The sequence below is a fragment of the Dyella sp. genome (genome assembly GCF_051962475.1).
In the GTDB taxonomy this organism is placed as follows: domain Bacteria; phylum Pseudomonadota; class Gammaproteobacteria; order Xanthomonadales; family Rhodanobacteraceae; genus Dyella_A.
The window spans coordinates 1-21,996 of sequence record NZ_JBQCCF010000050.1 but is presented as its reverse complement, the minus strand read 5'-3'; the positions used below and the strand labels follow the sequence as shown (position 1 = coordinate 21,996).

Below are 21,996 nucleotides of genomic sequence, written 5' to 3'. Positions count from 1 at the left end.
GAAACGCCGAAATGCTCGATCGACCAGAGCTTGCCGGTACGGTAGACGCCCATCTGGATTTCGTCGACGACGAGCAGGATGCCGTGATCGTCCAGGACCTTCTTCAGTTCGACGAAGAAGTTCATCGGCGGGATGACATAGCCGCCGGTGCCCTGGACCGGCTCGGCGTAGAAGGCGGCGTACTCGGTCTGGCCCGTCTTGGAGTCGATGACGCCGTTGTATTCGGTCTCGAACAGGCGCGCGAACTGGTTCACGCAGTTGTCCGAATACTCCTCGGCGGTCATGCCCTTGGGCCGGCGGAACGGATACGGGAACGGCAGGAACATCGCACGCTCGCCGAAGTGGCCGAAGCGACGGCGGTAGCGGTAGCTCGACGTGATCGACGATGCACCCAGCGTACGGCCGTGGTAGCCGCCCTCGAAGGCGAACATCAGGCTCTTGCCGCCCTTGTAGTTGCGCACCAGCTTGAGCGAATCCTCGATCGCCTGCGCGCCGCCCACGTTGAAGTGCACGCGCCCGTCCAGACCGAACTTCTTCTTGGCGTCGAGCGCGATGGTCTTGGCCAGCTCGATGCGAGTCTGGTGCAGGTACTGGCTGGCCACCTGCGGCAGCAGGTCGATCTGGTTCTTCAGCACGTTGTTGAGGCGCGGGTTGGCGTAACCGAAGTTCACCGCCGAGTACCACATCTGCAGGTCCAGGAACGGCGTGCCCTCGGTGTCGTACATGTAGCTGCCGTTGCAGGTACGGAAGATCTTCGGCGGATCGACGTAGTGCACGGTGTCGCCGAAAGAGCTGTACTTGGCCTCGTCGGCGAGCAGCTGCGCGTCGTCGATCATCACGGAAGCGTTCTTGTCAAAGACGTTCATGGGGTGTCCTGAACTGAAGGATCAGAGGGTGGTGGCGACGTGCGGGACCGTTTCGGCCTCCAGCAGGCTGCCGTCGAGCAATTGGGGGAGGAATTCCAGCGCGTCCTCGAAGCCGGTGATCGGCACGTAGGCGATGCCAGCAGCGCGGCAGTGCTCGATGAGGCGGTGCTTGGCGAAGACGAAATCGACGCGGTCGGCGGCGCAGAAATCCGAGGCTCCATCGCCGATCAACAGCGTGCGGGTCGCCCCGCCGGCGCGGGCGCGCTCGACGCAGGCGCATTTGCAGGTACCGCTGGCGCAGCCCTCGGCCTGGAACGGCGAGGTGAGCTGCCAGCGCTGCGGCGGAGTGGCCGGCGAGAGGTGGTTGGCGGCCAGCGGCAGGTCGTCCAGGCCGTAGCGACCCAGGATCTTGTGGATGGCGTAGTCGAGCCCGTCGCTGACCACGCGGATCGGCACGCCCAGCTCGCGCGCCTTGGCCACGAAGCCGGGGAACGCGTGGTCGATCCACAGGTGCGACAGGTGGGTATCCAGCTGCTCGCGGGTCATGTCGAGCAGGGCCACCTGGCCGCTCATGCACTCGCGCGAGCCGATGCGGCCGGCACGCCAGTCCTGCTCCAGCGCTTCCCAGCCGGGGCGGCCGTAGCGGTCGAGCAGCGAGTCGATCACGTCCTCGACGGCAATGGTGCCGTCGAAATCACACAGGATGGTCCACCCGGAGGCAGGGTTGGGCGTTGGGGCATTCGTAGGCATGGCGAAAGGCTAGGCGGCCAGTCTTTCCATGCCCTTTCCCTTTCTTGCGAAATGGCATGCCACCCGCAAGAACGTTCGGACACCCCACAACCACCATTCGCCCCATGCTCCTACGCCACCGCTTCACCCTCCTGCTGGCCTGCGTCCTGCCCGCCCTCTGGCCGATGGCCGGCCATGCCGGCGACAGCGCTGTGCTCGCCTTGGGCGCCGGCGTGCAGCGCATGCCCGCTTGGCCCGGCGCCAGGAACGATCGCGAAGATCCCGTGCCGTATATCGACGTGGAACTGCCCGGCGTCGGCAGTTTCTCCACGCTGGACGGGCTGGAGCTGGAGTTCCTGCACGGGCCGGCCCTGCGCGGCGGCCTCTACGGCGGCTACCAGTGGGGCCGCGAGCGCAGTGACCTGGGCGCGCTGGGCGGCAAGGTGCCCAGCCTGTCGCCGCGGGTGAACCTGGGCGGCTACCTGGAGTGGCAGATCAACAAGGCCATGGACGTGGGCGCCAACCTGAGCCACGACACCCAGGGCGCCGGCGCCTACCTCAATGTCTACGCCGACACCGACCTGCCCGCACTCGGGCCGGTGGAGGAAGAGGCCACGCTGCGCTGGTCGCTGATGAACGACGCGGCGATGAACCGCTTCTTCGGCCTCGGCACCGCATCGGCCGCGGCGCTGGGCGTGTCGCCCTGGCATCCGTCCGGCGGCAGCGAGATGGCCTCGCTGGAGTACGACCTGTTCGTGCCCACCAGCCACCACACCGGTGTGGCGCTGGCGCTGGTCTACGGCCGCCTGCTCGGCGGTGCGGCGAACAGTCCGCTGGTGCAGCAGTTCGGCACCGCCAACCAGTGGTCCGAATCGCTGGCCTTCATCTGGCATCCGTAGCGGCGGACCGGCGCGATACCGGCACGCCGAGCAGCAACGCCACCAGCAGCAGGTGCACCGCGGAGGTGAGCAGGTTGCTGCCGTGGGCATCGAGCGTGTCGGCCGGCAGCAGCGGATCGAGCACGCCGTTGGCCAGGTTCCAGCCCCAGTGCAGGCCCACCGCGGCCCACAGCGTGCCGGTGCGCCACAGCGCGGTGGCATAGGCCAGCCCCATGCAGAAGATCATCAACCACTCACTCGGACCGCGTTCGAGCCGGTAGATGTGGTTGAGCACGAAGTAGCTCGCCGAGAACGCCACGAAGGCGAGCCCGCGTCGCCAGCGGATGCCCGCCGCGCGGTACCAGAAACCGCGCGCCAGGATGTCCTCGGCGATCGACGGCACGAACGTCGACAGCAGCAACATCGGCAGCCCTGCGCCCAGCGCGGCGAAGCCGGCCGCGCTGAACGACGCGCCGGTAGCCGCATACACGCCCAGCTTCTCGCCCACCGCAATCGCCAGTGCCTTCGCGGCGCACGCCACGACGAGGCCGCCAGCCAGCCACGCAAAGGACAGCGGTGCCCGATCCAGCGCGTACGCGCCGTAGCCGCGGTAACCCAGCCAGCGCGACAGCGGCCACGCCACCACCACGCACGCCAGCATCAGCGCCGCCTGCACGGCGAAACTGTGCATCAGGTGCCCACCGACGCCTTCCGCGGACTGGTACAGCACACACAACAGCGCGAAGACGATCCCCGCGCGAACGACCCGCTGGGCCATGGCTACTCCCCCATTCACTTGCCTGGCGCAGTGTAGCCGGGCGGATCAGTGCACCAGCAGGTCGGCCGCCTCGGGCAGATAGCGCAGCTCGAACACCGCCCGGTCGCCCTCACAGGGCGGCGCCTGAGCCAGCGCCGCCTCCAGCGCAGCGGTCGGCAGCGGCCGCGCGGCGAAGGCGGTCTGCCCCGGCACCTGCGCAAAGATCTCGTACACGCGGCCCTGCGCCGGGCTGCCGGCGCAGCCATCGGCCGCGGCCAGATACAGCGCACGCTCGGCGGTTCCAAGTTGCGCGGTGCCCGCGCCGTTCTGCACCCACACGCGCACGCCGGTGGCACGCACGTCGGCGAGCAGCTGTGCATAGGCCGTCGGCGCCATGCGCCCGCTGAAAAAGGCGGTGACGTAGACCGGGCGCGCCGGCGCCAGCACGTGCAGGCCGCTTACTTCTTCGGCGAGCGCATCGGTGAGCGCACGGCGCGCCTCGGGGTTGCGCCAGTGCTGATCGTCGATCTCCAACGGCAGGTACCAGCCGGTGATCGCCGGGGCGCCAAGCAGCGCCTGCCACTGCGCGGCCACCGCAACGTCGCGGCGGGCCAACCCTTGCAGGTAGCTCGCCACCGCGCCAGGTGCATCGGCCTGGCGCTGGAAGAAGGCCGGATCGGCCGCCAGCCCCAACACCAGTTGCAGCCCGCCGGCACGCGCCTCGTCCAGTCGGGCGCGCAGCCAGGCACGATCGGCCGGTGCGGTAAAGCCGTCGCCGTACTGTGTCCACTGCACCACCAACGTGTCGAAGCCTCGCGCACGCACCCTGGCAAACAGCGCTGGCCAGCGTTCCGCCGGCAAGGCGCGATCGGCCAGCTGCGGCTGGTAGAACAGCGCGTGGACCGGCGGCACGGTGCGTGCCGACGCCGCCGCACAGAGCAGCATCAGCGCAGTCGCCAGCAGTAGCCGCGCGCGGGTCACCACTGCCCTCCTACGGTGAGAAATACCACGTTGGTCTCGCGCAGGTAGCTGGTGAACGCATGCTGCCATTCCAGCCCGACGCGCACGCGGTGCGCGTAGGCGTCGTAGCGGCTTTCGCCGTACCAGAGGTTCCAGCGCACGCCGAGCCCGGCGCGAAGATCGTGGCCGAAGCCCTGCCCGTGGCCGCGCTCGATGCCATTGGCCTGCAGCCGCACGAACGGCTCCAGCGTCTGTGCCGCGGGCAGCTTGCGGTGGTAGCCCCATTGGTAATCCAGCGTGGCCACGCTCTGCTGCGCTCTGAGGTAGCGCGCCACGTCCACGTAGACGTTTTGCGCGAACCAGCCGCGGCCTTCCGGATGCCAGTCGTCGCTGAAACGCGCGCCACCGGTCCACGAGCCGCTCGCACGCAGCAGCGTGTCGCTGCGTCGTCCCTCGACGCGCCCGATGCCCAGTTGTTGCTCAGCCGAGAAGATGATGGTCTGGCTGCGCCACGGTTTCCAGTGCACGCCCACGCCCAGCCGCGGTGCATGCACTGGCTGCCAGTCGCCTTGTGCACCGCTACCCGCAAACACGCGGGCGTACGCGGCGAGTGTGTTCTCGTCGCCGCCCGACGGCGCGTCGAACCGATATTGCGCCTCTACCTGCGCGTAGCTGCGGTAGGACACGCCCGGCGCGATCGCGTTGGCGGCCGAAGAGACGCTGTCGCCAATGGCCAGGTCGCCGAGAATGCGCCAACGCCGACCGAGGTCCTCGTGCAGGCGACGCAGGTTGAAGCGCTCCAGCTCCACTCGATCGTCGCCGGCGTCGTCCTGGGCGGCCGGTCCATCACCGCGGCCGTCCAGCTGATCGATCGCCTGCGCCGCATAGGTGCGTGCCTGCGCGCGATCACCCTGGGCCAGCTCCAGGTACATCAGTTGGCGGGTGAGGTTCGGATCAGCCGGCTGCAATCGATGCGCTCGCTCCAGGGCCGGCCGCGCCCGCGCGCGGTCGCCAATCTGCAGCCAGGTGTAGCCCAGCCCGGCGGCAAGCGCGGCGTCCTGCGGCACCAGCGCGCTGGCTCGCTCCAGCGAGCCGGCGGCCTCTTCCATCGCACCGCGGGCGCGTTGAAGCTGTGCGAGCCGGGCGTAGTAGCGGGCATCCGGCCGCAGCGCAATCGCCTGCTGCAAGGCCGCTTCCGCGGCGGCGGCATCGTTTGCAGAAGCGGCCTGCGCGCGCAGCCACCAGTAGCTGTCCTGGCGAGCGCCTCCGGCCGCGTCAAAGCGATCCAGCCATTGCCGCGCCGCGGCTGCGTCGCCGGCGGCGATCGCTGTAGTGGCAGCGGCCAGGCGATCGTCGGCCGACATCTGCGCCAGGTCCACGCGTCCCCACGCATCCAGCGCCACGGGATAATCCTGCGTGGCGTACGCCTGGTAGGCCAGGGCGCGCGTGTAGTCGCCGCCGGGCGCGCGCTGGCTCGCTTGGGCATAGGCGTACTCGGCCAGGCCGGGACGGCTGTCGTGCAAGCACTGACCCAGCGCCGCCCAGCGGTCGGCGGCATACGAAGGATCGAAATCATCCATCACCATGCGCACGCCATCGCAGTCCTCCAGCGATGCCAGCAGCGGCACCTGTGCGTTGCGCAAGGCGGCGGTACCGAGCGGTGCGCGCAGCCTCGCCCGGTCGGTGGCATCGAAGAGCTCAGGCTGCGCCGCGCCGATCAGCGCCAATCGCTGCAGCATCGCGGCCGCATGGTCGGTGTCGGCATCGGCGAAGGGGTAGGCCTGCATCAGCAGCAGTTTGCCCTGGGCAGTGGCGCCGGCGTCGATCAGGCGGTAACTGAGCGCATCGAGCTGGCGTGCCCCATCGCGCCGCGCCACCAGCCGCTGCGCCTGGCGCAGTGCCTCGTCCAGGCGCCCTGCGCGCAACGCCAGTCCGAAGCGTGCCTCGCCGAAGTCGCCAGGTGGCAGTTGCGCCAGCGCACGCTGCGCGGCAGCACGGTCGTCGCGCGCCATGGCGCCAGGCAGAGCAAGCCGCGCCTGCACGGCGCGGTTCGCGGCAAAGCGCACGCGATAGCGGGTGAGCAGGTCGGGCCGATTGGCCTCCACGTGCGCCAGCAGGTACAGCCATTGCCTTTCCTGCACCTCGCGCGCAAACGCGGGCTGATGCGCGGCCAGGTAGCTCACCAGCGATGCGGCCTGGCCGGCATCACCCAGTGCGTGTGCCATGGCCAGTTGTTGCATCGGCGTCTGCAGGTCGGCGTGGGCCTCCTGCAGGGCGGCGGCAGCAGCCACCTCACGCAGCTGCAGCAACAACGCGAACCATTGAGCTCGCTCCGCCGGTTGCAACGCGTATCCGCCTTCCTGCAACGCGGCGAATGCCGCATCGGCGCGCGCGGCCTCACCAAGATAGATCGCTCGCTGCGCCAGCGCGCGGCGTAACGCCACCCCGGTGTCGCTGCGGGCAAAGGCGGTATCGTCCAGCTCCGCTTGCACGCGATCCAGCTCGCCGGCGCGCAGGGCGTCGTAGCCACGCTGCGCGCGACAGACGGCGGCCGGGTCGGCGCGACAATCGCGTACGGCCGTGGCATGCGGAGTCAGGCGCGGATCGTCCGGCGTGAAACGACGCTGTTCGGCGAGCACCCCCTCGGCGCGCGCGGGCTGTTGAAAGTGGCGCCACGCTTCGGCCAGGTCGAGCGCGGTGGTCACGCTGCGCGGTGCCAGTTCGCGCGCGCGGGTGAACTCGGCGATCGCGGTGGCCTGGTCGCCGGCCTTCATGGCGGCGAAGGCACGCTGCTGGTGCGGGTAGATCAGGAAACGTCGGTAGGCGCTCACGTCGTCCACGCGCACTGGTTGCTGCGCGAATGCCGGAGCCCCCAGCGTCAGTGGCAGCATCATCAGTGCTTGCCAGCGACTACGCGTCATACGGCCCGCCTCAGCGCCGGCGGCTCGGCCTCGGTGGCGATGCCGACGTGCTCCAGCGTAGTGGCGAGGGTCGGCTGCAGGCTGCGTTGCAGCGCCAGCGCCTGCTCCAACGCCGCATGGGTGATCGCGCCCTGCTCAACCAGAAAATCGCCCAGCGGGCGGTCGCTCTGCGCGTGATTGAGCAGCAGCGCTCGCAACGCTACTTCGTCCAGGTGGCCCAGCGCCACCAGCACTTCACCCAGCAGCACCTGGCGCGACACATACTGATTCCACAGCGTCGTCGCGTGGCCGCTGCCGAGCACGCCCGAGCACACCGCCAGGTCGAGCAACTGCCGGCGGGCGCCCTCCTGTTCGCGCCCGTACCAGCTGCGCAGCCCCACAGTGACCTGGCCCTTGTACGCCAGCACGTACGACACCGGCGTGTGCAGCCGTCGCGACAGCGCCGCCAGCGACACCGGATCGATGTAGGACTCGCTGGCCAGCACCAGGGTGCCCCCCTCCTCGCGCAGCGGCAGCACCGCGTAGTGCTGCGCCACCTGCGCCGGGACTCGCGCGCGCAGCTCGGGCCCGATCGTTTCGGCATCCACCGATTCGCACGGCACACCGAGCTGCTCGGCCACCGCCCGCGCCAGTTGTTCGGCGGTGATCAGGCCCGCGTGCAGCAGCGCCGAGCCCAGCGGCAGGCCGGCGATGGGATGGGCCATGGCGTCGCGTAGCTGCGCCTCGGTGAGCGCCTGGCGCTCCACCAGCAACTCGTGCAGGGGGCGGCGTGATCGGCCGGCGCTGTCCAGCGTGGGAAAGTCGTGGGTGGTCTTGTCCCAGGCGACACGGCGCGGATCGCCGTATTGCACGATCTGCCGGATCGCACGGCAGTTCGCCATGAAGTTGATGACGTTGCCCCACAGCAGCCGCGGCACCGACAACAGCCCCTGCATCAGTCCGTAATAGGCGGTGACGAAGATGATCCGCTGCAGCATGCGGTTGACCATCAGCACCGCATTGATCGCCAGCAGCGGCATCAGCCAGCCGTGTTCGGCGAGGATCGACAGAAACCGCGGCGCGCCCGGCCAGAACGCCTGCACCAGCCACAGCAATACCAGCTGCAGCAGGATCAGCATGGCGCCGAAACTGACGAAGTTGGCGATGGCGCCCTTGCGGTCGCGCCACAGGAAGTAGTTGAGCACGGGATTGCCGGTCCACCCATGGGTGCGATACCCCTGGTAGACGATGCCGATGATCCAGCGCGATTTCTGTCGGATCGCGGTCTGCGCCCGGTCGGGAAAGTACTCGCGCACGCAGATCACGCTGGAGTCGCGCAGGCTGCGGCCGAGCTTGCGCCGGCCCGGCAGGTCGCACACCACCGGAAAGCGCACGAAGATCTCGGCCATCCCCCACTGCTTCAGGCGCAGGCCAATGTCGTAGTCCTCGGTGAGGCTCTGGATGTCGAACGCCACGCCGTTACCCTCGGCGATCAGTGCCTGCACCGCGCGACGGCTGAAGCAGGTACCCACACCTGCGCTGGGTACCTGACCGGCGAGCGCCTCACGCACCGGCACATCCTTGCCATGCAGCTCGGCGAACTCGTCCAGGTAATGCAGGCTGGTGAAGTTGTGCCACTGCCGTTCGAACGGATACACCGGAATCTGGATCAGGTCCTTGCGCCCCACCAGGTAGTTGAACAGGCGCAGCTCCAGCGGCGAGACCACGTCTTCGGCGTCGTGCAGGATGAAGCCTGCAAATTGCAGCCGCGCGCGCTGCTCGAACTGCATGATCGCGTCGAGCACGTTGTTGAGGCAGTCGGCCTTGCTGGTTGGGCCGGGCCGCGCGCACACCACCTTGTGCACGTTGGGAAACCGCGCGCAGACCTCGTCGACGTCGCGCTGGGTATCCGGATCGTTCGGGTAGGTGCCCACGAAGATGTGGTAATTCTCGTAGTCCAGCGTCTGCGCCGCCAGCTCGGCCATGTGGCCGATCACGCCGGTCTCGTGCCAGGCCGGCACCATGATCGCCAGCGGCTGCTCCGGCCGGGTGTAGAGCTCGGTGTATTCCATGCGCTCGTGGCGGCGATACACCACCAACGCCTTCCAGGCACGGCGCACCCAGTACGCCACATCGATGAACAGGTCATCGAGCCCGCTCACCAGCATCAACACCGCCATCGCCATGACGACGTAGCCGAGGCCGTACAGATAGGTCGCTAGCAGGTCGAGCATCGACATGGCGGCGGGGTCCTTCAGGCCACGCCGGCGGTCGCGCTGGCGGCCGGCTGCACCACCGGCGCCAGGGCCGCCCCCAGTATCTCGACGATGCGCCGGGATGCATGGCCGTCACCGAACGGATTGCCTGCCTGCTGCATCGCTGTGTAGGCGGGCAGGTCCGACCACAGTGCCTCCACCTCGGCCACGATCCGCGCACGGCCGGTACCGACCAGACGCGCGCAGCCAACCTGGATCGCCTCCGGGCGCTCGGTTTCGGTGCGCATCACCAACAGGGGCACGCCGAAAGTGGGCGCCTCTTCCTGGAGGCCACCGGAGTCGGTCAGCACCAGCCAGGCGTCGACCAGCGCCTGCTGCATGGCCAGATAATCCAGCGGCGCGGTCAGCGTCACATTCGGCAGGCTGCCGAGGATGGCGTGCACCGGCCCGCGCACCACCGGATTGAGGTGCACCGGAAACAGCACCGGCATATCCGGGTGCGCACGCGCGATGTCGGCAATGGCGTGGCATATCTCTTCCAGATCGGTGCCCCAGTTCTCGCGGCGGTGCGCGGTCACCAGCAGGTGCCCCCTTCCCTCCGCGCGGTGGCGGATGCCATAGCGCTGCACCACCCACTGCTGCGCGTCGATCACCGTGTTGCCGGTGACGTGCACCCCTGCCGGGGAAATCCCTTCGGCATACAGCGCACAGGCCGCGCCCTGGGTGGGGGCGAAATGAAAGCGGGTAATGCGGCTGATCATCTGCCGCAGCCCCTCCTCCGGAAACGGCCGGGCCAGGTTGCCGGTGCGCAGCCCTGCCTCCACGTGAGCCACCGGTATGCGGTGGTGGAAAGCCGCCAGGGCACCGAGGAAGGTGCTTTCGGTATCGCCCTGCACCACCACCGCCGACCATCGCCGCTCGTTCAGCACCGCGTCGAGCTGGCTACGGCAGGCCGCGCTGAACTCGCCCAGGCTGGTGCCGACGCGGTGGAAGACGAAGTCCGGCTGGATCTCGAAGCAGGCCAGCATCTGCTGCGCCATGTCATCGTGCTGCCCGGTATGCAGCCAGTACGGCCGCGCCCAGCCGCTGCCCTTCAACGCGTGGTACACCGGCGCCAGCTTGACGATCTCCGGCCGGGTACCGCTGACGATCAGTACATCCCGCATGGGCTCCTGCCGGGGCTGAGTCAACGGCGCAACCGGCACCTGGCGCGATGGCGTGGAAGGCGCGTCGCGGAGGATGGCCGCGGTCTGGATGTGCATGGCGACGTTCTCGACTGGTAGATGCGATGGGTGCCTACGCTACGTAGCGGCTCGAGTGTTCCCCTTGATATTTGTCACCTCGACGGTGGATCGAAAGGAGTGAACTGAGCACGCCGCCCGCCCAGACATCCCTTCCCGAGAGAACGCCCATGGCCATCACACCCGTTTCCCGCTTCGCCCGGTGCCGGCGAGCATTCACCTGTCTGCTCATAGCGGCGGGCATGCTCGTCGGTGGCGTCGCGGCCACCGCCGGCACCACCAAGTCCTCACCTGGCAAATGGGGCAGCGCCGAGCGCACGCTGCCCGCGCCGCCACGCCCGCCCTCGTCGATCCTGCCGAAGCAGCGGACCGTAGCGACACGGTCCGCCACGACAAGCACCGCTGCGGCGATCACGCTTGTTGCCGCTGCAGCGCCCGCCGCTGCTCAGGCTGCACCAGGAGCCAACGCCGCTCGCCGTACCCTGGTGCTGTACGACAGCACCGGCGACTGGGCCTGGCTCGGTGAGGCGTACGCCGTGCAGGCCGCCAACCTGGTTTCGCACGGCAGCGCCTACGTGATGCACCCCGCGGCCAACTACGTGGCCGGGGAACTGGGCAATTACACCGGCCTGGTCTACATCGGCTCCACCTATGACGAGCCGCTTCCCACGGCCCTGCTCGACGATGTGCTCGCCACCACCTCGCCGGTGCTGTGGATGAACAACAACATCTGGCAGCTCAGCCAGCGCGCGGCGGACTTCGCCGGCACGTACGGCTGGAGCCCGCAGTATTTCGACTTCAGCAATGCGCTCACCGTGACGTACAAGGGCGTGACCTTGCAGCGCAATGCGTTGGCGGTGCCCTCAGGGTTGCTGCAGACGCTGATCATCGACCCGTCCAAAGCCCAGGCGATCGCCACCGCCACCAGCGACACGGGTGTGGTGATGCCGTGGGCGACGCGCTCAGGCAACTTCACTTACATCGGCGAGATCCCCTTCAGCTACACCGGCATGACCGACCGCTACCTCGCCGCGGCCGATCTGATCAGTCAGGTGGCGAACCCGGCCATGCGTACCGACCGCAAGCGGGCGCTGGTGCGTATCGAGGACGTCAGCGCCGACACCAGCCCGCAGGAGCTGCGCAACATCGCCGACTATCTGTACAGCCGGCGGGTGCCCTTCAGCGTGGCGGTGATCCCGCTGTATCTGGACCCGAACGGCGTGCTCAACAACGGCGTGCCGGAGAACCGACCGCTGAGCAAGGCCACGGCCGTGGTCAGTGCGCTGAAGTACATGCGCAGCAAGGGCGGCACCATCCTCATGCACGGCTACACCCACCAGTATTCCAACGTGGCCAACCCGTACTCGGGCGTGAGCGCGGACGACTTCGAGTTCTACCGCTCGCACATCAGCGCGGACAACTATGTGATCTACGACGCGCCGCCCGCCGAAGACTCCGCCACGTGGGCGCAGGACCGCATCACCAAGGGCATGGCGGAATTGGCCAAGGCCGGCTTTGCACCGACCATTTTCGAGTTCCCCCACTATGCCGGCTCGGCGGTGGACTACCAGGTGGTGCAGCAGAACTTCGGTGTGCGCTACGACCGCGGCCTGTACGCGGCCAACTGGTGCGCAGGCGGCAACTGCGGCAGCGGCGCGCCGGACTACACGCGCATTTACGGCCAGTTCTTCCCGTACCTGGTGCGCGACATCTTCGGCTCGCTGGTGATCCCGGAGAACCTGGGCAACGTCGAGCCGCTGGAGTTCAATCACAACCCGCCACGCTCGCCGCAGGATGTCCTGGCCAGTGCCAAGGCCAGCACGGTGATCAACGACGGCGTGCAGAGCTTCTTCTTCCACCCCTACCTGCCGCTGGCGAACCTCAAGACCATCGTGCAGGGCATCCAGGGCATGGGCTACACGTTCGTCTCCGCCGACACGGTGCGACAGGACCAGTAAGCGCAGAGGCCGGCACGCCTTGGGGCGTGCCGGCGCCTTCTGCCGTCAGCACGGACGCGCCGTGATCTTCAACCCGTCGAAATCCGTTCGTGCTGAGCGTCGCTTGCGTCAGCAAGCAGAGTCGAAGCACCGCGCTCAGGAAACCCTTCGACTTCGGCGCTTTGCGCCTACGCTCAGGGCGAACGGAGATAGGAGCTGCGCGTTACCTATCATCCCGCGTAAAGATCAGCCCGCCTTCCTCATACACCGGAAAACAGGCGATCGGCTCGTACGCCGGCGGGCAGGTGACGGCGCCGGTGCGCAGGTCGAAGCGGGCGCCGTGGCGTACGCACTCCACCTCGAAACCGTGCACGTCGCCGCCGGCCAGTTCCGCGCCGTCGTGCGTGCACACGTCTTCCACCGCGTAGAGGGTGCCGTCGATGTTGTAGACGGCGATGGCGGTGTCGCCGTCCCACACCACCTTGTATTCGCCCGGCAGAATCTCGCTGCGCGTGCCCACCTTCACCCAGCCGGCGGGCGCGCTCATGCGGCCACCTCGCCGAGCGGCTTTTCCAGCACCTCGAAGCGCAGATCGTCGCGGCGCGGGATACCGAAGCGCGCGTCGCCGTAGGGGAACGGCTTGAACTGCCCGGTGCGGGCGTAGCCGCGGCGTTCGTAGAAGGCGATCAGCTCCTCGCGCTGCACGATCACCGTCATGCGCATGCGGCTCACGCCCCAGCGCGTGCGCGCCAGCTGCTCGGCGTGCGCGATCACCTGCTTGCCGACGCCGCCGGTCTGGCGCGAAGGATCCACCGCGAACATGCCGAAGTACGCCGCGCCGTCCTGCTTCTCCAAGTGGCAGCAGGCGACCATCGCGCCGTCGCGCTCGGCCAGCAGCACCAGGCTGTCGGGCCGAGCAATGGCCTCGCCCACGTCCTGCGCGTCGGTGCGCTGGCCGTCGAGCAGGTTCGATTCGGTGGTCCAGCCGCGCAGGCCGGATTCACCGCGGTAGGCCGATTCGACCAGCGCCACCACGGCGGGAATGTCGGCGGCGGTGGCCGCCCGGAAAGCGAGTTCGGGTGCGTGCATCCGCCGATGATAATCCGCCGCCGCGCTGCTTCGCATGCGGCGGCGATGCGCTCAAGCCTGCGCCGGCACCGCGGCATCCGCTGCGGGCAGGCAGCCCAGGCCGTCGAGCGTGCGGCGCAGCGCCTGTTCCAGCGGCGTGTAGCAGTCGTCGCCGAGAAACCCGACCAGCTTGCGGTCGTCCAGCGCGATCGGAGTGCGCCACAGGTAGCGCATCTTGCGCAGTTCGCGCAGGGTCACCACGAACGGCGCGGCCAGCGTCACCAACCACCAGGGAAAACGCCCCAGCCGCACGTTCGTGTTGCCGCTGGCCCGGCGCACGGCATCGCACAGCTCGCGGCCGTGGACGAAGTAGCCGCCGAAGTGGAACACCTCGAAGTCCGCCAGCTCCGCATCGCGCTCGAGCAGACGCGCCGCCGTCTGCGCCACGTCCGGCAGGTAAGCCCAGGCGTGGCGATGCTCCGGCGCGCCGGGATAGCGCAGCGTGCGCACCGGCTTGCCCGGCTGCACCAGCCCCTGCGCGAACCAGCTGTTGCCGGCGTGCGGACCGAAGAAATCGCCGCAGCGCAGGATCAGCACCCGCGCGCCCCGCTCCGCCGCCGCGGCCAGCCGTCGCTCCAGCTCCACGCGAATGGCGCCCTTGGCGGTGGTCGGATGCTGCGGCGAGGTCTCGCTGAGGCGCGGGAACGCGTCGGGGCCGAAGTTGTAGATCGTCCCCGGCAGCAGGATGCGCGCACCTACTGCACAGGCAGCGGCGATGGTGTTGTCCACCATCGGCAGCACCAGCCGCTGCCAGTCGCGGTAACCGGGCGGGTTCACCGCGTGCACGATCAACTGCACGCCCTCGGCGGCCGCGCGCACGTCCTCGGCGTTCATCGCGTCGCCGAGGCGCCAGTCCACGTATGGGTCGTCATGCTTCGACGAGCGCACCAACGCGCGGATGGCCCAGCCGTGACGCCGTAGCGCCTCGATCATCGCCTGGCCGATGCCACCGTTGGCGCCCACTATCAGGGCCGTGCGTGTCGTGTTCATGTCCCGCTCCCGCGTTGAAGGTGGTACCAGCTTGCGCGCGGCACGGATCAATGAAAATTGCGCAATAGCGTACTTCTGCCATACAAATATGCATGGCCATCGACGACCCCAGCTGGGATCTGCACCGCTCCTTTCTCGCCGTGATGCGCGAAGGCAGCCTGTCCGCCGCCGCCCGCGCGCTGGGCATGACCCAGCCCAGCCTGGGCCGGCACATCCGCGCGCTGGAGCAGCAGCTCGGCGTGGCGCTGTTCACCCGCTCGCCGCAGCGGCTGGCGCCCACCGAGATGGCGCACGAGCTGCTGCCGCACGCACAGGCGATGGCCTCGGCCTCCGCTGCCATGCGCCGCGCTGCCAGCGCCGGCATCGGCGAGCTCCGCGGCGTGGTGCGCGTCAGCGCCAGCGAGGTGATCGGCGGCGAGGTACTGCCCGGCATGCTGGCCGCCTTTCGGGAGCAGCATCCGGGCGTGGTGATCGAACTGGTGCTGTCCAACCAGTCCGCCGACCTGCTGCGCAAGGACGTGGACCTGGCCGTGCGCATGGTGCAGCCCACCCAGCAGGCGCTGGTGGCGCGCAAGGTCGGCACCATCGTGCTGAACCTCTACGCGCACCGGCGTTACCTCAAGACGCACGGCACGCCGCAGCGGCCTGATCAGCTGGCCGAGCACGCGCTGATCGGTTTCGACCACGAGCCACCCTACGTGCGCACCCTGCGCCCGGCCGATTCGCCCTTCACCCGCGAGCATTTCGCCCTGCGCACCGACAGCGACCTGGCCGGGTTGGCCGCCCTGCGCGCGGGCTTCGGCATCGGCTTCTGCCAGGTGCCGTTGGCGGCACGCGACCGCCAGCTGGTGCCGGTGCTGGCCGAGGCGATCGCCCCGGTGCTGCCCACCTGGCTGGTGATGCACGAGGACCTTCGCCGCAGCGCACGCCACCGCGCACTGTTCGACTTTCTCGCCGAGGCGATGGCGCGCTACGCCACGGGAGAGGACCCCGGCCAGCGCGTGCGCTGACGCCGCCTCAGGCCTCGTCGAACCGGGCCGTCAGCGTGGCCGGCTGCGTGTGGGAGCGTTGGCACACGTTGAGGCCCCGCGTGAGCACTTCGCGACCGTCGGCATAGACCAGGCGCAGGTCGTAGCGGCAGCGCGTCACGCCCTGCAGGGCCACGCCAAGCTCGCGCCCCGGATGCAATGGGCGCTCGGCCAGCGACAGTTGCCCGCGCTGCGCGGTGCCCACCGGCGTGGCTTCCACCGCCACGATGGGCGAGTCCGTCGCGTTGACTACGCGCAGGTACTGGGTGGCAGCCACCGGGGCGGCGAAAGGCAGGGCTAACAGCAGGGCGACGAGGGTCTTGCGCATGGGGATTCTCCAGAAACGGCGCGCACGGCTCCGCCATGCCACGCGCGGTGGCACGGAATGCGCTTGGGGGGGGGGGTAAAGCCGCGCCGGCGGCGGAGCGTGCGCCGGCGCGTTGTGCCGCGGGCCGCAGAACGCGGCCGCAGGCGGCGATCAGCCGATCTTGCGGGCGACCGCGAAGTACACCAGGTTGCCCAGGCCGGTGGCGCCAGCGAGCACGGCGATCATGCCGGGGGTGAGCTCATGCCAGTCGGACTGCTGGATGATCGCGAAGCCCGCGGCCAGCGCCACCAGGATGATGCCCCAGCGCAGCGAGGCGTGGCGGCGGCGCACTTCCTCACCCTGCAGGATCGAACGGATCAGCTCTTCCGAGCCGCCCGCGCCGACCATCTTCTGGCGGAAGCGCGCATCGACCACCGACTTGATCGCGTAGGTAATACACAGGAACAGGACAATGGGAATCAGGTTGCCGTCGATCATGGGGTGCTCCTTTGAGTTGGGTGACGGGGCCATAGATACGGGCGCCGCGGCGGCGGTTGCATCGGTCGACCGCCCGCCCCGCAGCCACCGTTCCCTCACAGTTCGTCCCGGGAACGAGTCCGCGGCGCTAACCCCAGCCAGCTAACTTCGCCCATCCTCAAACCTGCGTCATTCCAGCGAATGCCCCCCAAACGCCACGCTCCCGCAGGAGCCCTCAAGCTGCCGTCATTCCCGCGAAAGCGGGAGGAGCATTTCAACGGCGTATGCCGGTCATCCATGTTGCTCCCTGCCAAGATCAAAGTGGATCCCCGCTTTCGCGGGAATGACGACCCAAGAGCGGTGCATCGCGGGCTCAAGCCGAGGCATCCAGCGCCGAAGCCGAACGACAACAGCCCACCACCCAGAAAAGCCCCCTCTCAAAAGTCCCCCCATGCAACCGTCCGGCACATGCGCGTATCTACGCCCCGATGGAAGCTCGCCCCCGATGACCGACGACCGCGCCCTAGTGGATGCCGTACTGGCCAATGCGCCAGGTGCGTTCGCGCGCCTCGTGCGCGAGTACCAGGGCCTGTGCTGGCACATCATCCAGCGCATGGTGCGCCACCCGGAAGACACCCGCGAGCTGTGCCAGGACACCTTTCTCAAGGTGCACCAGAACCTGCACCAGTACCGCTACGAGAGCGCGCTGAAATCGTGGATCGGCCGCGTGGCCTACACCGTCGCCCTGCGCCACCTGGAGCGCAAGCGCATCGCGCTGGTCGATCCGCACGTGGGCGACGACGAGGATTTTTCGCTGCTGGACACCATCGGCGACGGCTTCGACCTGGAAGCGAGCTGCGCCGATGAGGAAATGAGCGCGCACCTGCACGCGGCCATCGACACCCTGCCCCCGCTGCCGCGCACCGTGCTCACGCTCTACCATCTGGACGAGCTGAGCATTCCCGAGATCGCGCAAGTCACCGGCCTGGCCGCCGGCACCATCAAGAGCCACCTGTTCCGCACGCGCCTGAAACTGCGCGAGACGCTGGAAGCCCGGTTGGGAGTAACGCCATGAGCAAGCATCGCGACATCGATTTCTTCCGCCACCCCGCCGCCGAGCGCGAGTGGCAGGCACAGGAACGCGCCATGCACGCCGCCCGCACCGGCGAGCCCGCGGCCGACGACGCACGCACCCGCGCCTACCGCCAGATCGACGCCGCCGTGCGCGCCGACGACGCCATCGCCCTGCCCGCCGACTTCGCCGAACAGCTCGCCGCGAAAGCCGGCCCCGTACCCACCGCCGCCACCGCGCCGGAAACCGGCCTGGAGAAACAGCTCACCCGCCTGCTGCTGGCCGCGCTCGTTATCGCCGGCCTCGTCGTCGCCGTGCTCGAAGGCGGCAGCTGGTTCCAGGCCGATCCAGCCGCGTGGTCGGTGGCCGGTAATCCGTGGGTGCTGGCGCTGCTGGCCTGTCTGGGCGCGTCGCAGGGAGCGGAGTGGTTGCGGCGGAAGCTGGGCTGATCGCGCGCACAAGCGATGCGCCCTTCTGACGACAACTCCCGAAGTCCGCTTCCGGCCAGGCCCGCCATTCGTCAGAAACGTGCCCGACTGAGCTATTAGTTGAGGAATGCCACATCCCCCCTTTCCCCTCGGTGGAGCAGGGGTGGGGCGGGTGCTCGTGGGTTGGCACTGCTCTCGACGACTTCCCGACGATGTTGCGAGCCCAACGCGGAACGCTCAACATGGCCGAGATATGCGGCCACGTCGCTTGTTCAACCGCACGAGATGGCTCGATGAACTCTTCGCCCACATGGCCGACAAAACAGCCTGACGGGACGGTCGAGTCGCTGGCCGGAGGCTATGTCACGTCGGTTCCGCCACCAGCGAAGGACGATCTCTCCGATTGGGTAGAGCTGATGGAAGCTGTGGAGGCGTTGTGTCCGATCTGGCCCGAGAGGCTGGCCACGTGCGCGACGTGGAAAAACTTGCTGTGAAGATCGCTTTTACGTGAACCCTGCCCTGTCCCGCCGAAGGAGCTGGGGCAGATGGGCGGCCGCTATCGCTGCTGAACAAACGCGCCGGCGGACGCGGAATCGCCGGACTTAAGGCCCACCCAAGGAGGAATGACAACATGGAAGCCCAACAGATCCAGACCCTGACCGCGACCTTCGAGGGACATGCCCAGCAAACCGACGGCGGAGTGGAGTACTGGCTGGCCCGCGACCTGCAGCACCTACTGGGTTACACGGAGTGGCGCAACTTCCAGCAGGTCTTGAACAAGGGCAAGACAGCCTGCGAAGTCTCCGGCCATGCCATCAAGGATCATTTTGTTGACGTCAACAAAATGATCGAGCTCGGCAAAGGTGGTCAGCGCGAGATCGACGATGTCCTACTCACGCGCTATGCCTGCTACCTCATCGCCCAGAACGGCGACCCGCGAAAGCCGGAAATCGCCTTCGCCCAGACCTACTTTGCGATGCAGACACGCAGGGCGGAGCTGATCGAGCAGCGCCTGCTGGAGGCGGAGCGGGTGCAGGCCCGACGCAAGCTCTCGGGTACCGAGAAGGAGCTCTCCAACGTCATCTACGAGCAGACCGGCGGCAACGAGAATTTCGGTCTGATCCGCAGCAAGGGCGACCAAGCGTTGTTCGGCAAAAGCACCCAGGCAATGAAGGCGCTGTGGCAGGTGCCCGACAACCGTCCTTTGGCCGACTTCGCCCCCACTATCGTGCTCAAGGCCAAGGACTTCGCTACCGAGATCACCATCCATAACGCGCGCGCCCATGACATGCGCGACGAGCCGGCGATCTCGAGCGAGCATGTCACCAACAACGAAGCTGTGCGGCACACCCTGCTCAGCCGTGGCATTCGCCCTGAAGCACTGCCGCCATCCGAGGATGTGAAAAAGGTGGAGCGGCGGCTGGCCGCGGCCGACAAGAAGACCCTGCAAAACCCGGACAAGCTCCCCGATGACGAATGAGCTCAGTCCTTTGAAGGGGACCGCGTCGGCAAGGGTGGTCACAGTGCGTTCCTGGAAAAGCCTGCTGTGACCGCTAACTCGTAGGCGAACCTGTCCCTGCCCCTCACTCCGGCCCAAGCATTTGTCCGGCGAAAGGCCATTTTCCACGACGGCAGCTGCCGGACCATGTCAGCCCACCGAGGCCGTCGACCATGCTCCGGAGTGAAGGCCTTCGACCGCCAACGGCAGGCCCGCGGCGCGTCGCTCAGGCCATCGCGGCCCGGGCCGCGTCGGTCAACCACTGCATGGCGCCGCGATAGGGGCCGGGGCCGTGGCTGATGCGGGCCACGCCGAGCTCGGCCAGGCGCGCGCGGCTGGGCACGCCGGGCATCACCATCACGTTGAGCGGCAGCGGCGAAGCTTCGGCGAGGCGCGCGATCAGCGGCTCGGCGATCACGCCGGGCACGAACAGGCCGCTGGCTCCGGCGTCTGCATAGATGCGGGCGCGCCGCAGGGCCTCTTCCACCATGGCCATGTCGTGCGCTTCGGTTCCCTTCTGGAAGAACACGTCGGTGCGCGCGTTGATGAACAACGCTACGCCGGCCTTGTCTGCGGCCTGGCGCGCGGCGGCCAGACGCGCGGCATGGTCGGCCGCGTCACGCAGGCTGCCATCGGCGGGGAAGCTGTCTTCCAGGTTGCAACCGATGACGCCCGCTTCGAGCGCGGCGGCTACGGTGGCGGCAACGTGTGCCGGCGTTTCGCCATAGCCGCTTTCCAGGTCGATGGTCACCGGCTGGGTGACCGCGGCGACGATGCGGCGCAGGTTGTCCAACGCGAACGCGAACGGCATCTGCTCGCCGTCCGCAAAACCGTTGGCCGCGGCCACCGACCAGCTGCCCGTGGCGACCGCGCCGGCACCGGCCTCGGCGACGGCACGCGCACTGCCTGCGTCCCAGGCGTTGAACAGCACCAGCGGCTGGCCGCGCACGTGCAGGGAGTGGAACAGCCGGGCCTTCTCGTTCTGTGTGGTCACATCAAACTCCAACGGGCTATCGGGGGGGGGGATCATTCGAAACGGACGGCGAAACGGTGCCGCCGTCGCGTAGCAGCCATCGGCTCGTGCCCGGCCCGTGATGCGTGGGGCGCGTTGCGAAGCCCGCTGTAGCGGGCGGGCACGAGCGATGACGGCTCAGGCTTGTTGCGCGGCCTGGGCGGAGGCGTAGGCCTCCTTCAGCTTCACCGCGCATTCGTCGCAACACACCTCGACCACGGCCCCGCCGATGCGCACCTGGATGGCGGTGTCGTCCAGTTCGTAGTCGCAGGCAGCACAGGTTCGCTTGCTCATGTCGTTCTCCTTCAAAGCGTGAAGAGAAACCTTCGAGGGCTGCCCCGCGCAGGCGAGGGAGCCGGGAAGGCGTCGACCCCGAGTGGGGTGACGTCAGTAGACCCGGCGCCACTTGCGGCGGCTATCGAAAACTTTAGCGATCAGCGCCGCAGCGCAATCTGCCGGAACTCGCTGGGCGTGCGCCCGTACATCTTCTGGAACGCCGCGGTGAAGTGGCTGTGACTGGAAAAGCCCAGCTCCATGCCCAGCGCGGCCAGATCCTCGTAGTCGCGCAGCAGATCCAGCGCGCGCGCCAGGCGCAAGCGCAGCTGGTAGCGGTACAGCGGCACGCCCTCCACCAGGTGGAAGCTCTGGGTGAGGTAGACCGCCGACACGCCGACTTCCGCCGCCACCTCGGCCAGCGTCCAGCGCCGCGCCAAGTCGCGCACCAGCACCAGCTTGGCGCGATCCACCAGCCGCTGACGTGCCTGGCTGGCACCCGCCACGTGGGTGGTGCGCGGCGCCAACGCGCGGTGTGCGAGCGTCAACGCCAGGCTCTCGCCCTCCAGCGGCTCGGCCACGCCCTCGCGCAGCGAATGGCGCAGCAAAGCCACCAGCACCTGCGCGCGCGGGTCGATGCGCAAGCGCGTCTGGCAAAAGCGCAGCGGCTCGCCCGGCGCCAGCAACTCAGGCGGGGCGATCTCGCGCAGCAGCACCTCGTCCAGCGCCATCGACAGGCTGGCGTCACCGCCCGGGTTCGGATGGCTGATCTGGTAATCCTCACCCGCGTTGAAGAACAGCACCTGGCTGGCGTCGGCCACTGCGTCGTCCGCATCCACGTGGCGCACGTAGGTGCCGCGATACGGAAACACCAGATGCGTGCGGCTGGCGCGCTCGATCGCGCTCTTGTGCCGACAGCTGCCCGCGCACACCACGTCGCGCAGCTCCACCATGGGCGTGCTGAGCAGCGTGTGGACCTGGAAATCAGGAGGTGCCGTGGACATGCGGGGATTATGGCCACGGTGGCACGCCGCGCGGGAGGGGCTCTACCTCGGAGCGACTCAAAAGGCGGTTCAGCGCACACATCCCTTGTGGCCGTTTTAAAAACCCACCGCCGCCCTAGCCAGAGGCTCGTAACACTTGTTCGATAAGTGAACCTGAGGTAGCCCGGCTTTTTCGGACACGTTAGTTAAGCACTCATCGCCGCATCGTCGACACTGGCCGGCGTTCGGTAGCCAAGCGTCTGATGCAGGCGCTTGCGGTTATAGAAGCCCTCGATGTAGCTGACGATGGCGATCC

At 68.3% G+C, this 21,996-nt stretch carries 21 protein-coding genes; 6 read left to right on the top strand and 15 right to left on the bottom strand.

Features of this window, described 5'->3' with window-relative positions; all coding sequences use genetic code 11:
* Both ACTHJF_RS11285 and ACTHJF_RS11280 read right to left on the bottom strand, forming a co-directional pair.
* The coding region (locus ACTHJF_RS11285; RefSeq protein WP_440267188.1) for an aminotransferase class III-fold pyridoxal phosphate-dependent enzyme at positions 1-866 on the bottom strand (866 nt) is incomplete at its 3' end.
* 21 nt (positions 867-887) lie between these two features.
* Positions 888-1,616, bottom strand: a complete 729-nt coding sequence (locus ACTHJF_RS11280) for an MtnX-like HAD-IB family phosphatase (RefSeq protein ID WP_440259142.1) — start codon at positions 1,614-1,616, stop codon at positions 888-890.
* 104 nt (positions 1,617-1,720) lie between these two features.
* Between ACTHJF_RS11280 and ACTHJF_RS11275 the strand changes: the two genes are divergently transcribed.
* Positions 1,721-2,494, top strand: coding sequence for a MipA/OmpV family protein (locus ACTHJF_RS11275; RefSeq protein WP_440259141.1), 774 nt, complete (start codon positions 1,721-1,723; stop codon positions 2,492-2,494).
* Here ACTHJF_RS11275 and ACTHJF_RS11270 read toward each other — a convergent pair.
* The 5 genes from ACTHJF_RS11270 to wecB are packed head-to-tail and all read right to left on the bottom strand — an operon-like array spanning position 2,478 to position 10,472.
* Positions 2,478-3,251: a lysostaphin resistance A-like protein gene (locus tag ACTHJF_RS11270; protein ID WP_440267187.1), complete on the bottom strand. Its 774-nt coding sequence runs from the start codon at positions 3,249-3,251 to the stop codon at positions 2,478-2,480. The genes ACTHJF_RS11275 and ACTHJF_RS11270 overlap by 17 nt on opposite strands.
* 45 nt (positions 3,252-3,296) lie before the next feature.
* Complete coding sequence (locus ACTHJF_RS11265; protein WP_440267186.1) at positions 3,297-4,211, bottom strand: DUF4434 domain-containing protein; 915 nt, start codon at positions 4,209-4,211, stop codon at positions 3,297-3,299.
* Positions 4,208-7,111 (bottom strand): NfrA family protein, encoded by a 2,904-nt coding sequence (locus ACTHJF_RS11260; RefSeq protein ID WP_440267185.1) that lies wholly within the window; start codon positions 7,109-7,111, stop codon positions 4,208-4,210. The genes ACTHJF_RS11265 and ACTHJF_RS11260 overlap by 4 nt, the downstream gene beginning before the upstream one ends.
* Positions 7,108-9,330: a glycosyl transferase family protein gene (locus ACTHJF_RS11255; RefSeq protein WP_440267184.1), complete on the bottom strand. Its 2,223-nt coding sequence runs from the start codon at positions 9,328-9,330 to the stop codon at positions 7,108-7,110. Before ACTHJF_RS11255 ends, ACTHJF_RS11260 begins: the two co-directional genes overlap by 4 nt.
* Positions 9,331-9,344: 14 nt before the next feature.
* On the bottom strand, positions 9,345-10,472 hold the full coding sequence (gene wecB, locus ACTHJF_RS11250; protein WP_440267183.1) for a non-hydrolyzing UDP-N-acetylglucosamine 2-epimerase: 1,128 nt from the start codon (positions 10,470-10,472) through the stop codon (positions 9,345-9,347).
* Positions 10,473-10,789: 317 nt separating this feature from the next.
* On the opposite strand from wecB, the gene ACTHJF_RS11245 reads away from it, so the two are divergent.
* Entirely contained in the window at positions 10,790-12,505 is a 1,716-nt protein-coding gene (locus tag ACTHJF_RS11245; RefSeq protein WP_440267182.1) for a DUF2334 domain-containing protein, read from the top strand.
* 202 nt (positions 12,506-12,707) lie between these two features.
* On the opposite strand, the gene ACTHJF_RS11240 is transcribed toward ACTHJF_RS11245, so the two are convergent.
* From ACTHJF_RS11240 to ACTHJF_RS11230, 3 genes are read right to left on the bottom strand one after another with little or no spacing between them, the layout of a single operon-like run.
* On the bottom strand, positions 12,708-13,031 hold the full coding sequence (locus tag ACTHJF_RS11240) for a non-heme iron oxygenase ferredoxin subunit (RefSeq protein WP_440267181.1): 324 nt from the start codon (positions 13,029-13,031) through the stop codon (positions 12,708-12,710).
* The gene (locus tag ACTHJF_RS11235; RefSeq protein WP_440267180.1) at positions 13,028-13,573 is read right to left on the bottom strand and encodes a GNAT family N-acetyltransferase; all 546 of its coding nucleotides are present in this window, start codon (positions 13,571-13,573) and stop codon (positions 13,028-13,030) included. Before ACTHJF_RS11235 ends, ACTHJF_RS11240 begins: the two co-directional genes overlap by 4 nt.
* A 51-nt stretch (positions 13,574-13,624) precedes the next feature.
* Complete coding sequence (locus tag ACTHJF_RS11230) at positions 13,625-14,602, bottom strand: NAD-dependent epimerase/dehydratase family protein (RefSeq protein ID WP_440267179.1); 978 nt, start codon at positions 14,600-14,602, stop codon at positions 13,625-13,627.
* 92 nt (positions 14,603-14,694) lie between these two features.
* On the opposite strand from ACTHJF_RS11230, the gene ACTHJF_RS11225 reads away from it, so the two are divergent.
* Complete coding sequence (locus ACTHJF_RS11225) at positions 14,695-15,612, top strand: LysR family transcriptional regulator (protein ID WP_440267178.1); 918 nt, start codon at positions 14,695-14,697, stop codon at positions 15,610-15,612.
* A 7-nt stretch (positions 15,613-15,619) separates the two neighbouring features.
* Here the strand turns inward: ACTHJF_RS11225 and ACTHJF_RS11220 are convergent, their stop codons facing one another.
* Both ACTHJF_RS11220 and ACTHJF_RS11215 read right to left on the bottom strand, forming a co-directional pair.
* A complete protein-coding gene (locus ACTHJF_RS11220; protein WP_440267177.1) occupies positions 15,620-15,958 on the bottom strand; it encodes a hypothetical protein in 339 nt (112 codons plus the stop codon).
* Between the two features lie 150 nt (positions 15,959-16,108).
* On the bottom strand, positions 16,109-16,435 hold the full coding sequence (locus ACTHJF_RS11215; RefSeq protein ID WP_431636194.1) for a hypothetical protein: 327 nt from the start codon (positions 16,433-16,435) through the stop codon (positions 16,109-16,111).
* Between the two features lie 484 nt (positions 16,436-16,919).
* On the opposite strand from ACTHJF_RS11215, the gene ACTHJF_RS11210 reads away from it, so the two are divergent.
* The 3 genes from ACTHJF_RS11210 to dinD all read left to right on the top strand — a co-directional run bounded on the left by ACTHJF_RS11210 (position 16,920) and on the right by dinD (position 19,394).
* A complete protein-coding gene (locus ACTHJF_RS11210) occupies positions 16,920-17,489 on the top strand; it encodes an RNA polymerase sigma factor (protein ID WP_440267176.1) in 570 nt (189 codons plus the stop codon).
* Positions 17,486-17,935 (top strand): hypothetical protein, encoded by a 450-nt coding sequence (locus ACTHJF_RS11205; RefSeq protein ID WP_440267175.1) that lies wholly within the window; start codon positions 17,486-17,488, stop codon positions 17,933-17,935. The genes ACTHJF_RS11210 and ACTHJF_RS11205 overlap by 4 nt, the downstream gene beginning before the upstream one ends.
* Before the next feature lie 610 nt (positions 17,936-18,545).
* Positions 18,546-19,394 (top strand): DNA damage-inducible protein D, encoded by an 849-nt coding sequence (gene dinD, locus ACTHJF_RS11200; protein ID WP_440267174.1) that lies wholly within the window; start codon positions 18,546-18,548, stop codon positions 19,392-19,394.
* Positions 19,395-19,638: 244 nt separating this feature from the next.
* On the opposite strand, the gene ACTHJF_RS11195 is transcribed toward dinD, so the two are convergent.
* The 3 genes from ACTHJF_RS11195 to ACTHJF_RS11185 form a co-directional block, all read right to left on the bottom strand.
* Positions 19,639-20,406 carry an isocitrate lyase/PEP mutase family protein gene (locus tag ACTHJF_RS11195; RefSeq protein WP_440267173.1) on the bottom strand — a complete coding sequence of 256 codons (768 nt, stop codon included), beginning with the start codon at positions 20,404-20,406 and terminating at the stop codon, positions 19,639-19,641.
* Between the two features lie 156 nt (positions 20,407-20,562).
* The gene (locus tag ACTHJF_RS11190; RefSeq protein WP_431636189.1) at positions 20,563-20,718 is read right to left on the bottom strand and encodes a hypothetical protein; all 156 of its coding nucleotides are present in this window, start codon (positions 20,716-20,718) and stop codon (positions 20,563-20,565) included.
* 140 nt (positions 20,719-20,858) lie between these two features.
* A complete protein-coding gene (locus ACTHJF_RS11185) occupies positions 20,859-21,701 on the bottom strand; it encodes a helix-turn-helix domain-containing protein (RefSeq protein ID WP_440267172.1) in 843 nt (280 codons plus the stop codon).
* Positions 21,702-21,996 lie beyond the last annotated feature (295 nt).

Bases quoted from the DNA above. Each gene is read 5' to 3' on its own strand.
- ACTHJF_RS11280 (WP_440259142.1), bottom strand. From the start codon at position 1,616: ATGCCTACGAATGCCCCAACGCCCAACCCTGCCTCCGGGTGGACCATC.
- ACTHJF_RS11190 (WP_431636189.1), bottom strand. From the start codon at position 20,718: ATGAGCAAGCGAACCTGTGCTGCCTGCGACTACGAACTGGACGACACC.
- ACTHJF_RS11260 (WP_440267185.1), bottom strand. From the start codon at position 7,111: ATGACGCGTAGTCGCTGGCAAGCACTGATGATGCTGCCACTGACGCTG.
- ACTHJF_RS11215 (WP_431636194.1), bottom strand. From the start codon at position 16,435: ATGATCGACGGCAACCTGATTCCCATTGTCCTGTTCCTGTGTATTACC.
- wecB (WP_440267183.1), bottom strand. From the start codon at position 10,472: ATGCGGGATGTACTGATCGTCAGCGGTACCCGGCCGGAGATCGTCAAG.
- ACTHJF_RS11185 (WP_440267172.1), bottom strand. From the start codon at position 21,701: ATGTCCACGGCACCTCCTGATTTCCAGGTCCACACGCTGCTCAGCACG.
- ACTHJF_RS11270 (WP_440267187.1), bottom strand. From the start codon at position 3,251: ATGGCCCAGCGGGTCGTTCGCGCGGGGATCGTCTTCGCGCTGTTGTGT.
- ACTHJF_RS11240 (WP_440267181.1), bottom strand. From the start codon at position 13,031: ATGAGCGCGCCCGCCGGCTGGGTGAAGGTGGGCACGCGCAGCGAGATT.
- ACTHJF_RS11235 (WP_440267180.1), bottom strand. From the start codon at position 13,573: ATGCACGCACCCGAACTCGCTTTCCGGGCGGCCACCGCCGCCGACATT.
- ACTHJF_RS11275 (WP_440259141.1), top strand. From the start codon at position 1,721: ATGCTCCTACGCCACCGCTTCACCCTCCTGCTGGCCTGCGTCCTGCCC.
- ACTHJF_RS11220 (WP_440267177.1), bottom strand. From the start codon at position 15,958: ATGCGCAAGACCCTCGTCGCCCTGCTGTTAGCCCTGCCTTTCGCCGCC.
- ACTHJF_RS11230 (WP_440267179.1), bottom strand. From the start codon at position 14,602: ATGAACACGACACGCACGGCCCTGATAGTGGGCGCCAACGGTGGCATC.
- ACTHJF_RS11225 (WP_440267178.1), top strand. From the start codon at position 14,695: ATGGCCATCGACGACCCCAGCTGGGATCTGCACCGCTCCTTTCTCGCC.
- dinD (WP_440267174.1), top strand. From the start codon at position 18,546: ATGGAAGCCCAACAGATCCAGACCCTGACCGCGACCTTCGAGGGACAT.
- ACTHJF_RS11245 (WP_440267182.1), top strand. From the start codon at position 10,790: ATGCTCGTCGGTGGCGTCGCGGCCACCGCCGGCACCACCAAGTCCTCA.
- ACTHJF_RS11205 (WP_440267175.1), top strand. From the start codon at position 17,486: ATGAGCAAGCATCGCGACATCGATTTCTTCCGCCACCCCGCCGCCGAG.
- ACTHJF_RS11255 (WP_440267184.1), bottom strand. From the start codon at position 9,330: ATGTCGATGCTCGACCTGCTAGCGACCTATCTGTACGGCCTCGGCTAC.
- ACTHJF_RS11210 (WP_440267176.1), top strand. From the start codon at position 16,920: ATGACCGACGACCGCGCCCTAGTGGATGCCGTACTGGCCAATGCGCCA.